The sequence below is a fragment of the Bacillus sp. MBGLi79 genome (assembly GCF_002953915.1).
In genome coordinates, this window is record NZ_CP026521.1 from 589,597 (window position 1) to 602,088 (window position 12,492).

Genomic DNA, 12,492 nt, shown 5'->3' on the forward strand with positions numbered 1-12,492 from the left:
GTCCTCTTTTTGGATAGTCCAAAAAGATCAAAAAAATCTAGCAATCTCCATTTTTTCATTTATAATAAGTAAGTCAAAATTATTCTCAAAAAAAACATTCGGGGTGATCTATCGTGAAAGCACCCGTGAGGTATATATGGATTGGTATGATCCTGTGCTTTTTATCGGCCAGTCTGGCCGTCGGTTGTATCAAAGCTGAAGATCAGTCAGATGATGACAAAAATGATGAAGCGCTGCAGCCTGCCGAACACTTCGTTTACCATCATTTAATGAGCGATCAGGGACTGATTAAAACCAGCTTTTCTGACCAGCCTGTTTACTTGTCGGAATCGCTTGGCTTGTGGATGGAATTTTTGATCAGTAAAAAAGACGGCGAGCATTTTCATGAGCAATATCAGCACCTGACCGAATCCTTCCTGATGAAAAACAACCTGGTCTCATGGCAAATCCAAAACGGCCAGGCAAGCGGGGTAAACGCCTTGATCGATGATCTCAGAATCATGGTGAGCCTCGATCAAGCGGCAGCTCTATGGGGAAACAGCGAGTATAAACAAACCGCTCTGAACATCGGTTCCGCATTAAAAACGCACAACATGAACAACGGGATATTGACGGACTTTTACGACTCCGCCTCTCAATCCGCATCAAAGGATATCACGCTTTCCTATATCATGCCAGATGCGCTATCCGTCTTGAAAAAAAACGGAGTGATAGATAAGGATACCGAAAGGCGGAACGCCAACATTCTTTACCGCGCCCCTTTGAAAAACGGTTTTCTCCCGAAAGTGTACAGTACAGAAACGAAAGCATACACCTATGACCATGAAGTCAATCTCATTGATCAGCTTTACACAGCTTGGCATTTACCGCCGAAGGATCAAAAAGCCGCTGTATTAGCGGATTGGCTCAAACAGACGTTTCAAACCGGCGGCAAACTGTATGGCCGGTACTCGATCGATACAAAAAAGCCGGCGGTTCAATACGAATCTCCATCCGTCTACGCTTTGGCGATATTATTTTTCATCAACCAAAACGAAGATCAAGACGTCATCAAAGCGCTGTATGATCGAATGAATGATTTTGAAATTTTTGATTCGTCTGAGACGTATTATGGGGGATATATGAGCGGAAATGATACGCATTCTTTTGATAACCTGCTGCCCCTATTAGCCGAAAGGAAGCTTTTAAATGAAAATATCATTCAATGATTCGCAAAAAATGTTCGCTTATATGACGGGAATAGCAGCAGCTCTTGCGTTGTTCATCCATTATGTCTCAGCCCCGCAGTCCGAATCCATTCTCATCATTTGCATCACACTTGCCATCATCGCAGCGGGAATATGGCTCGGATCGATTTACGCACTGGCTGGGACGATCATCGTCCTGTTTGTTCTCGGAACTTTGATGATGTTTCTTCACACAGACGCTTCGTCTGAAACGGAATTGCAAACCCTCGTCATCTGGGGAATAGCGCTTTTGCTGTTCTCCTTCATGTCAGGGAGAATCCATGACATCGCGATCGGACTTCACCGCTCTGTCAAACACCTTCAAGACGAGATCAATAGCTTCGTTGCAATTGACAGGGTGACAGGCTTTGATAATAAACAGAGGATGAAGCTGGAGCTCTCGGAAGAAATCAAGCGGGCGGAGCGGTATGGCAACTCATTTGTTTTTTTACTGCTGCAAATGCATTATTTCAAAGAGTTCAAATCCCTGTACGGAGAAAAAGAAACCGACCGTCTCTTTCAATTTGTCAGCAGTCAAATCAGATCATGTGTCCGGGAAACGGATAAAAAATTCCGGCCTGCCGAAGAGCGGTTCGGCATCCTGCTGACACACACGCCTGCTGAGCATATGCCTGCCGTCCTTGAAAAACTGAAGAAACAGCTGAACACATACCAGCTGAAAAACGGCAAGTATGTCACCTTGACCTTCCACGTGTGCCACTTATCATATCAAAACGATTTAAAGACTGCTGAGCAATTTTTAGAAGAACTAGAAAACGAGATGATGATGAATGAACTGTAAGCGGATATTACTTCTATGCGCGGCTGTCCTTATCCTGGCTGCGGTTTTTCATGTTCCGGACACCGCCGGGGCAAAGCAGCAGGAGCGCGGCATTCTCATCATCTATTCATTGGACGGCAAAAAATCAGCCGATGTGAAAATGCTCGACCTTATCGCCGGCCATTTTACATCCCATGTGACCGTTGTAAATGATGCGGATGTCAAAGCTGCGGATCTGGCAGGAAAAGACCGCGTCATCTATTACGGACAAACGAAAAGAAAGCTGAACAAAAAGCTCGCGCAGCTGATCAGCTCCTTCCAAAAACCTGTGACAGCGATCGGCTTTAACGCCGGGCAGTTCAGCCAATTTGCAGATCTTTCGCTGAAAAGCGAAGACAATGTGTATCAGATTCGCAGCACAAATGAGGAACACGATACCTCTTTAGAAAGCGGAATTCGTGTCCTTGAGGTATCAGGCTTGAAGGGAAAAGCGTTGTACACATACAAAGCTGACGACGGAAAAGCTCACCCATTCGCATGGAAAACCGGCAAAAGTAACGTGTACATCGGTTTAACCGATTTGCTCAACAACAACCTCCTCGCCGCTAAGCAGCTCAGACAGGCATTTGGTGAAACCCCGGACAGCACGCTGTTATATTTGCGGCTTGAGGATATCAGCCCAATGTCGGATGAAAAACTGCTGCTCCAAGCCGGGGCTTATCTGCATAAACGAAATATTCCTTTTATCCTTTCTGTGATTCCGGTATATGTCAATCCTGAAACGGGCGACAAAGTCTATATGTCTGAAAAGCCGAAGCTTGTCAACGTGCTGAGAAAGCTGCAGGATATGGGCGGCAGTGTAATTGTTCACGGGTATACCCATACATACCGCTACAGCGAAACCGGTGAAGGATTCGAGTTTTGGGATGCTAAAGCCGATCAGCCGATCACATCGCAAAATGCGAAAGAGCCCGCGACCCTTTTGCAAAAGGAACAGAACTTTCCGAATGAAGAAGCATATCAAAACTATTTGAAGCCGTTCAGAAAAAATGAGGAAACGTACACGCGGCAGAAGCTGACGAACGCTATTGAAGATCTCACCGCAGAAGGACTGTATCCGCTCGCGTTTGAAGCGCCGCACTATACGATGTCAGAGCACGGCTATCAGATCGCCTCACAGTATTTCACAAGCTTGTTCGGCCAGGTTCAGCTTAGCGATACAACATGGAAAACGTCAGGCGCCGGGCCTTTTGTTACCAAACCGGCAATACTCCATGGGATGACGCTCTATCCTGAGACCATCGGCTATGTTGATCAATCGGATCAAAATCCGCTCGGCAAAGTCGAGGAACGCATCTCTCAAATGATCGATTTTGAAGGCGGAGTAGCCGGCGCATTTTATCATCCTTATCTTGGAATGAAATATCTCCCTGAGCTGGTTGATCAAATGGAACGCATTCCGAACAGCGAATGGCTCGATATTAAAAAGACAAAGCAAACCGTTAAAACAGATAAAGTGGAAATTCACACAAGCGGAGATGGAACGATTCAAGTTAAAAGCAAAGTCAGCGCCATTGAGACGTTTTTCGATCATCACCAGCAAAGCCCGCTGGAAAAGGCGCTTTGGATTCTCTCTCTCATTGTGCTCTTGTTTGTTGTCATGTTTGTGAGCTATACCCTTTACTTGAGAGCCACATTAAAAAAACGAATCTTTAAGGAGAGAAAAAACCGTGGGTAATGTTCTGTTCCTAATCTCGTTAAGCTTAATATGGGTCATGCTTCTGTATCACATGTTTCTGATGCAGGGCGGATTCCGCCACTATATGACCTTCGAACGGAACATGCCGAAGTGGAAAGAGAACGTAAAGGATCTCCCGAAGGTCAGCGTTCTGATTCCTGCGCATAACGAAGAGGTCGTGATTCGGCAGACGCTGAAGGCGATGGTGAATCTCTATTATCCGAAGGACCGGCTGGAGATTATCGTCATCAACGACAATTCATCTGACCGGACGGGCGACATTGTAGATGAGTTTTCCAGACAATACGACTTTATTAAAATGGTCGTGACCAAACCTCCGCATGCCGGAAAGGGAAAATCGACGGCGCTCAATTGCGGTTTTGCCGAATCAAGCGGAGATGTCATTTGTGTGTATGACGCCGACAATACGCCCGAAAAAATGGCTGTTTATTACCTTGTCCTCGGGCTCATGAACGATCAGAAAGCCGGAGCAGTGGTGGGAAAATTCCGCGTCATCAATGCGGCGAAAACATTGCTCACAAAATTTATCAACATCGAAACGATTTGTTTCCAATGGATGGCACAGGGCGGGAGATGGAAATGGTTCAAAATCGCCACGATCCCCGGCACCAATTTCGCCATCAGGAGAAGCATTATCGAACAGCTGGGCGGCTGGGACGATCAGGCGCTCGCGGAGGATACCGAGCTTACGATCCGGGTCTACAACCTCGGCTACCACATCCGCTTCTTCCCGGCGGCCGTCACTTGGGAACAGGAGCCGGAAACGTGGAAAGTCTGGTGGCGTCAACGGACAAGATGGGCGCGCGGCAACCAGTATGTCGTCCTGAAATTTTTGGCTCAATTTTTCAAGCTGAAGAGGAAACGGATTATTTTTGATTTGTTTTATTTCTTTTTTACGTATTTTTTGTTTTTCTTTGGTGTCATCATGTCAAATGCGCTTTTTGTGATCAATTTATTTTATAATCTGCATCTTTCATTCGGTTTTTTGTCTATCATATAATGGGTTTTGGCTTTCTTTCTATTTATGACGGAGGTCATGATTACACTGAGCATCGAAAAAACAGAAATGAACAGGCAGAACTTTTTCATCGTTTTTCTGATGTACTTTACATACTCGCAGGCTTGGATTGGGCTCGTGATTTATTCTTTATTCGTCGAAATCAAGCACCGCCTGTTCAAGCAAGAGGTTAAATGGTACAAAACAGAACGATACAATCAAAAGAAAAGCGGGTGACTTTTTTGAAATATATCATCATATGTCTGGCAAGCCTTATGCTGATCACGGCGACGGGACAAGCTGCAGCTGCCAAAGACGTTACAGTAGACGGCTCGATCCTCGGGAAAAACAGCCGGGAACAAGCCAAACAGCAAGTTCTTACAAACGATCTCTTAACCTTGTACGGGGCAAAAGACAGCGCCGAGTTGACGTATCAAATTCCAGCGGGCGCCTCCTCTGTCCATCAGCAGCTCACACTTGAATACGAGGCCTCAGACCTTTTAATTTCACCGTCTTCTTTAACAGCCGAGATTGATGGCGAACCGGTCAAAACGGTTAAGCTTGCAGGGAATGCCGGGAAGAAAACGCTGAAACTCACACTAAACAAAAGCCAGTCGTCTCCAGGGTTTCACAGCCTATCACTGAAGTTCTACGGAGTGGTTCATGAAGGCGTCTGCGTCACACAGGACTCTTCCGGGAACTGGATCAAAATTTACCCGGACAGCCGTCTGAATATCGGGGAAAAGAACGAATCTAAAGGAGTGACGCTCGAACATTATCCTTATCCGTTCGCCCAGTCCGGCAGCTCCGTGGAAAAAACGGCAATCGTCATTCCGGACCATCCAAGTTCGGCTGAAATCGAAGCTGCAGTTAAAACAGAAGCCTACCTTAAAACGGTTGACAATAGCATCAGCACGAAGATCTTTGGTGAATCTGACCTGGCGAAAATCGACAGGCCGACGATTGTGATCGGCGTCCAGCATCACTGGAGCGGCAAAGTGAAAAAGCTGTTGAAACAAGCAAAGCTCGAAGCAAAAGAAGACAAGCTTTTGCTTGCGGAACGGATGCTCAAAGCAAAGGATAAGCAACAGCCTGTATTGTTTGCAGCTGCATCATCTGATGATGTTCTTTCTGAAAAGATCAGCGTCATTACCGACAAAACGTATGCCGCCCAGCTCAGCGGCGACACGCTGGCAATCGGCAAACTTCAGCAGCATAATAAACGGGAAGGCGGCAAGCTGACACTCGAGGATTTCGGGACGGGGGATTTGACAATCGGGTCCGGACAAACATCTTCCGAGCATTTTTATTACCCCGCACCGGCGCTATTAGACAAGAATCAACCTGCAAAGCTTTCGCTTACGATGAAAAAATCGGAGACGATTCAAAAGCAGGCCCGTCAAAGCGACTTAGCTGCGGAACAGGCGGAGCTGAAGGTCATGATCAATGGTCAGCCTCATTCCGTCGGACTTGACGATTTAGGAAAAGAAGACAAAAACGGCTTTTACCATGTTTCTTTAAAAGTCGATCCGAAACTTTTGCAAAAAAACCGTTACATCGATATTCAATTTGCCACTTCAGGGTTGAAAGAGAACAACCCCTGCTATGCGGGGAACGGTGACAAGTGGATTTTCATCGATAAACAGAGTGCATTGTCTTACCACGTCAGCGACACATCAGCTTCAGCCGATTTTCAAGAGTGGCCGCTTCCCTACGCGGGAGATCAGGACAACAAAACGCTGATGATCCTGCCCGACAAGGCGGATCAGTCAAAGCTTCATGAACTTTCACTTGTGGTCGGCTCCTTCGGCAGCGAAGCCAGGCAGGCATTCACAGTGAAAACATCCGCTGAAGTCAAACCGGATGACATGAAAGGAAGAAACATCATCTTCATCGGAAGTGTCGATCAATTCTCTCTGCTGAAGGAAAAAACATCCGAATTGGCTGTTCCGACGGCGAAAAACGGGGCATTTGATGTGTCATCTTTTCAAATGCTGAATGAAACGACGAAACAAATCGCGTTTACTCAAACATCGCTTTGGGATTCAAATTACTCGATGGCTGTTTTCGCGCCGTTTAAAGGGCAAGGCACAGCTGTCACAAAAGAAATGATCAACTTTTTAAACAGCAATGACTTCGCAGCAACCGTCGTTAATGAAACGGACAGCCATCAGCTGTTTACAAACCATCAGCAGCTGACAGCAAAATCAGCTGAAATCAAGACGGATGATAAACAGGAAAGCAATCAGCAACATGTGATGTACATTGCCATCCTGATCGTGATCATAGCGGCAGCGGTTATTCTGATTTTGACAACCGCCAGGCGGAGAAAAAGAAAGGCCAATGGCGGCGGAAAGATTGACGAATAAAACAGGGGCTTGCTTCTAGCCCCTGTTTTTTTATAAGTATTCAACCTGCTTCTCATATACATCCTTCACAATTTTAGCTAAAATATCGATTCCCCTTATGATATCTTCATCCGCCGCGGTTAGGCTGATTCGTATACACTGGTGCGAATGCGCCATGGGGCGGGATTGGTGGTGAAAGAAAGATGAGCCGGGAACGATGATGACTCCGTCGGCTTTCATATACTCATACAGCGCCGCATCAGTCACCGGCAGGTCTTCAAACCACAGCCATCCGAAAAGCGCCCCTTCCCCTTGATGCAAATACCATTTGATGTCTTCAGGCATCTTGCCTAAAAGCGTATCCTTAAGCAGCTTGAATTTATTGCGGTAATACGGCCTGACTTCATTTAGCGACACGTCGGCGAGGCGCCCGTCATTCAAAACAGATGCCGCCATATACTGCCCCAGCCTCGAAGAATGGATCGCCGCATTAGACTGGAATGCTTCCATTGCCTGAATATACCGGGACGGCCCGATGGCGATTCCGATCCTTTCACCAGGCAGACCTGCTTTTGAAAGGCTCATACAGTGGATAATCTGATCGTTGAAAATCGGTTCCATGTCGATAAAATGAATCGCCGGAAAAGGCGGAGCATATGCGGAATCAATGAACAGCGGAATATTCGCTTCTCGGCAGGCGTCTGAAATGAATGCTACATGTTCGCCAGGCAGGATGTTTCCGCAAGGATTGTTCGGCCGTGAAAGCAAGACAGCGCCGATGCACGGATCGGTCCTCATCCTCTCTAAAAACGCCTCACGGTCGAGCTCATATCGAAACGTATGATCATCCAATACCGAAATGAGAGGAGGTATCCCCTCAATCATCTCCCGCTCCAACGCCGCTCCGCTGTATCCTGAATAGTCGGGAAGCATCGGAATCAAGGCTTTTTTCATCACAGACCCGCTTCCCATTCCGCAAAACGAATTAATCGCCAGAAAAAACAGCTGCTGGCTTCCGGCTGTAATCAGCACATTCTCTTTTCGAATGTCGGCGCGATACCGCTCTGAAAAGAAGCGGACAACACTTTCAATCAGTTCATCGGTTCCATAGCTCGATCCGTATTGGCCGATTACCGAAGAAAACCTGTCATCGTCGAGCAGATTGGCAAGAGCCGACTTCCACATGGCTGACACGCCGGGCAATATCATTGGATTGCCCGCACTTAAATTAATGTATGACCGATCTCCGCCGGCCAGGACTTCCTGAATATCGTTCATCACAGCCCTGACCCCTGTCTTCTCATTCATTTTCTCTCCGATTTTGCTTAATGCCGGCTTCACGCTTCCAGTCTCTCCCGCTCAAACCGAAGACGGGCGGTTTCGATTTTCTTATTGATCTCGTCAATGAAATATTGTTCCGGAACGCTGAACCGCTCGCCTTCACGCCCGGGAGGCAGGTATTGTCTGACATAGCGTTCCGCCGCCTCCTTGTATGCAGAGTCATCCTCGATCTCTTCCAGCTGTTCGATTTCAGCCACAAGCTTTTTTAAATCGTCCATGCATCGGGAAAGATCAAGCGACACGGGTTTCTCTTCTCCTCTTTGAATGGAATGGCCGTTTTCAATGATCCAGCTGAACAGAAAATAGCCTGTCCCGGAATCAAAATTCCGCGTTGCATTATGCTGGCTTGGATAGCGCAGCAGCCGTTCATACAAAACAAATTCGATTATTTCCTCCCAGCCGTCATATTGCCGCTCCCACAAAGTAAGGATCGCTTGGCAATCGACCTTGACTTCTTCTAAAATGCCTGCGAAAAAATTCATTTTCGCCTGAATATGCAGATGAAAAGGTTTTTTTCCGCAATGATGAAAATAGTCATGAAGGTAGCCCCACAGCACCCTTGCTTCATATGTGCGGTCGGGGGAAAGCTGAGCCGACTTGAAAGGCGCATGTTCAAAAATGGCCCTCGCTCTTTTCAGCGTATCCTCATGGTAAATGTGATAAAACTTATTAAAATAGAAAATCGCGAATGTCTGTGATGTAATGTTCTCTTTTGTTTTCACATTTTCCGGGAAGAATACGATACATTTTTCTTCCGTGAACCCCTTTGTTCCGGCGAGAAGCTTGAGGGATTGGCAGCCGTTTTCAGGATGGGGCAGCTCCTCTTCTATCGGCCTCATCATGGCAGGTTCTTCACGAACGGCCAAAAAGGCTTCAAAATAACAGCCTTTCGCATGTGGCCCATTCGGCGTCACGATCGGCGCCGCAAAAAAGGTCGTCTCCTGATCATTCGGAGCCCGGTAAGCCGTCAATAACCGGTCAAAATACGGCGTCTCCTCTAATCCGCGTCTGATCCAATCCAAGACGTCCTGTTTAAACGCCTCTTTTGCAGCCGTTAGGTGAACCGCTTCATAAATGGTTCCAGCGTCTTCTATCAATTGCAGCAGAAGCTGTTCCGCGCTTTCGCGACGCTCTGTAATCTGTCCTTTATCATTTTGGTACGTCTGTAATTCATGAATGTTCGGTACAATCTGCTCGTTGACCAAGTTTACAATGTCCCCTGTCAATGTCGTCATCGGCTTCCTCCTTCGATTGATTTAAGCCCGTGGATCGTAAAACACATCGGCACTTCTCCAAAATCTTGAATGACTTTCAAACGGTGTTCATCAGCTGCTTTAATCGTCGTGATACAGCCGTCAGCCGCGTTTGAAGCGCAGGCCAGGGCCGCTTGTGCATTGCTGGTGACAAATTGGACTTGACTGCTGAACAGCTTCGCCAGATGGGCGGGAGCAGGGTGTGAAGCGACGGTTTGAATGTCAGATGCCATCGTGTGCTGTTTTGCGGCAAAAACCATGTTGTATGTCGGCATCACAAAACTGTCTATGATCTTTAAGTCAGCGAGATTCTCGAATACAATTTGATGCAAAAACGGGTAAACGGCACAGCCTAAAAGAACTGAATTTTCTGTCGATTTAACATGAGGGAGCGCTTCTTCCAACGTTTCATAAAGCCTGACTTCCCCGCGGACCCCTTTGTTTTTGAGCCAAAGCAGGCCGGCTTTTTCGCAGTTCGTGCCTTTGGGACCGAGCGTATGGACAATCATCACGGCTTGTTCTTCCTGCACTTTAGTCGAGATCATCTTAACCTCCTATTGTACCCGTCAAATTATTTTGATATATGATATGAAGCTCATCATCCAGTTCCCGGTAGAAAGCTGCGCATTCTTCATATGAATGATGGCTTGTGAATATAAATCCGGGATAACCGGAAAAATGCGGGTACGGCAGAATTTTCGCGCCTTTTCCAATAAATTGAAACACCCGCTTTACCTCCGGCCTCTGTTTGACTTCTTCCAGTCCGTCGATTTTTTCAAAAGTGCCGGAGCCCTGTACAGGAATGATATAATTGCCGGCTGTCCTTACAGGCCGGATCTCTTCTTTAAACTCGCTGCTCTCCAGCGGCTTTATTGCGTTTTGCAAGACAAGCTGCATAAAATTGATGCCCGTGCTCTCTTTGACGATGTAATGCGAAACCCCTGAACCGCCGATTCTGGCGCCCACCTCGATAACATAAGGTGTTCCGACCTTGTCCAGCCTCAGCTCCGTATGAGCCGGCCCCTGATGAATGCCCAGCGCTGAAACGGCTCCTGTCACTTCCTTAACAATCGCAAGGCGCGTCTCTTCTTTCAATTGAGCCGGAGCAATATAGACGCCTTCTTCAAAAAACGGACCTTTGCTGTTCCCTTTGTATCCAATCGAAAGAACATGTACGTTTCCTTGAATCGACAGCGTTTCAATCACAAATTCCGGCCCATCGATAAATTGCTCGGCTATGATGCCCGTTTTGCCGTGTACGAATCGATTAAGGTCCGTCTCGTTAACAGCCTCGACTTTCCTGACGGCCTCCTCAAGCTCCTTCCTATCATCAACACGGACGACGCCCTGGCTTGAAAAGCCGTTGACCGGCTTAACAACTAATGGATAAGTCAGTTTCCTGTCTTCGAGATCAGCGAGCGTATGGAACTCGTGGAAAACCGGCGTATTCAGGCCGTTTTGCTGAAGGATGCTGCGGGTATTATTTTTATTGCGGCAGTTTTCCATTGTTGTGAAAGAAAGCCCCGGCAGATTCAAAGCTTCAGCGGCTTTTGCCGTGAAAGGCAATGCCGGCTCAAACAGTGTCACAACGCCGTCAAACGGAAATTCGACAAATGTCTGTTTGACGATTTCCAGCGCCGCTTCTTCATCTTCAAATAACGGCAGCGGCACACAGCGTTCCACAGCCGGAAGATTGCCCGGGAAATCTTCGGCTGAATTGTAAAAGAACGTGACCTTCAATCCTAAATGCTCAGCTTCTTCAAAAATAAACGGCAAGTGCTTATTTTGACAAATGATGGCCAAGTTTTTGTTTCGTATCGTCAATTTTCGCGATCCTCTCTTCTTTTTTTAAGTTGATGAACATCACACCGAATATGACCAACAGCGTTCCTAAATAAATATTCGCATTCAGTTTTTCATCCAGAAACAGAAATCCGATATAAAGCGCAATGACGGGGGAGATAAACAAGTGGGAAGTCGCTTTTGAGATGTGCCATTTTTTAAGCAGATAAATGTTGATCCAAAAACCCAATATCGAGCCGACAACCGCTAAATAAAGCAGCGCATAAAGGCTCACGCCGGAAAACGTTCTTGTCCCGCTTTCAAAGATGAGGCTGCTGATGAGCAATACCGCTCCGCCGCTCAGCATCGAAAGGGAGTTAAAGCTCAAGATCGGAAGCGAACGAATTCTCTGCTGTACTTTGATTTGAATAAAAGCCGAGCCAAACATCGCACACAAAATCACAATCATGGCGACGATTTCAATAACATCGACTTTGATCAACAGCTGATTGCCAAACACGATTGTAATGCCGAGCAACGCAAGGCAAATGCCCCATTTCTGCAATTTCGTCGCCGGTGTCCCTTTGACAAGGCGGTTGATCATCAGGGCAAAGACTGAAATGCTAGCCGCTAATATAGACACCAACCCGCTCGGCAAATAAAGAGAGGCCCAATAAACAGATCCAAATGGAACGGAAAAATACATGATGCCGTTCAAAAACGACAGCACCAGCAGTTCCTTTGACAGCACAAACTGCCTTCGTATCAAAAGAAACGCCGCGATCAAAATGCTTGCGATCATAAACCGCATGCCCGCGGACCAAAATGGAAGGCTGTCACTCAACCCGGCTTTTTGAAAAGCCCATGTCGTCCCGCCGATCAAACATAATACGATAAATAAAATATGAACCCGATACTTTAAAACGTTTGTCCGCATAGCATTCACCTGATTTTGTTATTGTCTTGCTGTCATTTATTTTCAGAAAATAAAATCTTTTCTGATCA

At 46.7% G+C, this 12,492-nt stretch carries 9 protein-coding genes and 1 pseudogene; 5 read left to right on the forward strand and 5 right to left on the reverse strand.

All coding sequences use genetic code 11. From position 1 onward, the window contains the following. Positions 1 to 125 precede the first annotated feature (125 nt). The 5 genes and pseudogenes from C1T29_RS03110 (at position 126) to C1T29_RS03130 (ending at position 7,132) form a co-directional block, all read left to right on the forward strand. Positions 126 to 1,208 carry a lipoprotein YdaJ gene (locus C1T29_RS03110; RefSeq protein ID WP_231516567.1) on the forward strand — a complete coding sequence of 361 codons (1,083 nt, stop codon included), beginning with the start codon at positions 126 to 128 and terminating at the stop codon, positions 1,206 to 1,208. Then, entirely contained in the window at positions 1,189 to 2,028 is an 840-nt protein-coding gene (locus tag C1T29_RS03115) for a diguanylate cyclase domain-containing protein (protein WP_025810544.1), read from the forward strand. Before C1T29_RS03110 ends, C1T29_RS03115 begins: the two co-directional genes overlap by 20 nt. Further along, positions 2,018 to 3,745, forward strand: a complete 1,728-nt coding sequence (locus C1T29_RS03120; RefSeq protein WP_103749455.1) for a DUF2334 domain-containing protein — start codon at positions 2,018 to 2,020, stop codon at positions 3,743 to 3,745. The genes C1T29_RS03115 and C1T29_RS03120 overlap by 11 nt, the downstream gene beginning before the upstream one ends. After that, positions 3,738 to 5,000 (forward strand): annotated as a pseudogene (locus C1T29_RS03125) (glycosyltransferase). Before C1T29_RS03120 ends, C1T29_RS03125 begins: the two are co-directional and overlap by 8 nt. 5 nt (positions 5,001 to 5,005) lie before the next feature. Continuing rightward, positions 5,006 to 7,132: a cellulose biosynthesis cyclic di-GMP-binding regulatory protein BcsB gene (locus tag C1T29_RS03130; RefSeq protein ID WP_095323591.1), complete on the forward strand. Its 2,127-nt coding sequence runs from the start codon at positions 5,006 to 5,008 to the stop codon at positions 7,130 to 7,132. A 30-nt stretch (positions 7,133 to 7,162) separates the two neighbouring features. Here C1T29_RS03130 and C1T29_RS03135 read toward each other — a convergent pair whose 3' ends face one another. From C1T29_RS03135 to C1T29_RS03155, 5 genes are read right to left on the reverse strand one after another with little or no spacing between them, the layout of a single operon-like run. Continuing rightward, complete coding sequence (locus C1T29_RS03135) at positions 7,163 to 8,452, reverse strand: valine--pyruvate transaminase (protein WP_103749457.1); 1,290 nt, start codon at positions 8,450 to 8,452, stop codon at positions 7,163 to 7,165. Further along, the gene (locus C1T29_RS03140; RefSeq protein ID WP_208945610.1) at positions 8,449 to 9,687 is read right to left on the reverse strand and encodes a DUF6421 family protein; all 1,239 of its coding nucleotides are present in this window, start codon (positions 9,685 to 9,687) and stop codon (positions 8,449 to 8,451) included. Before C1T29_RS03140 ends, C1T29_RS03135 begins: the two co-directional genes overlap by 4 nt. After that, on the reverse strand, positions 9,684 to 10,250 hold the full coding sequence (locus C1T29_RS03145; RefSeq protein ID WP_020453535.1) for a prephenate dehydratase domain-containing protein: 567 nt from the start codon (positions 10,248 to 10,250) through the stop codon (positions 9,684 to 9,686). The genes C1T29_RS03140 and C1T29_RS03145 overlap by 4 nt, the downstream gene beginning before the upstream one ends. Position 10,251: 1 nt before the next feature. After that, a complete protein-coding gene (locus C1T29_RS03150) occupies positions 10,252 to 11,529 on the reverse strand; it encodes an ATP-grasp domain-containing protein (protein ID WP_103749459.1) in 1,278 nt (425 codons plus the stop codon). After that, positions 11,486 to 12,424 carry a DMT family transporter gene (locus tag C1T29_RS03155; RefSeq protein WP_208945611.1) on the reverse strand — a complete coding sequence of 313 codons (939 nt, stop codon included), beginning with the start codon at positions 12,422 to 12,424 and terminating at the stop codon, positions 11,486 to 11,488. The genes C1T29_RS03150 and C1T29_RS03155 overlap by 44 nt, the downstream gene beginning before the upstream one ends. Positions 12,425 to 12,492 lie beyond the last annotated feature (68 nt).

Bases quoted from the DNA above. Each gene is read 5' to 3' on its own strand.
- C1T29_RS03115 (WP_025810544.1), top strand. From the start codon at position 1,189: ATGAAAATATCATTCAATGATTCGCAAAAAATGTTCGCTTATATGACG.
- C1T29_RS03120 (WP_103749455.1), top strand. From the start codon at position 2,018: ATGAACTGTAAGCGGATATTACTTCTATGCGCGGCTGTCCTTATCCTG.
- C1T29_RS03140 (WP_208945610.1), bottom strand. From the start codon at position 9,687: ATGACGACATTGACAGGGGACATTGTAAACTTGGTCAACGAGCAGATT.
- C1T29_RS03145 (WP_020453535.1), bottom strand. From the start codon at position 10,250: ATGATCTCGACTAAAGTGCAGGAAGAACAAGCCGTGATGATTGTCCAT.
- C1T29_RS03155 (WP_208945611.1), bottom strand. From the start codon at position 12,424: ATGCGGACAAACGTTTTAAAGTATCGGGTTCATATTTTATTTATCGTA.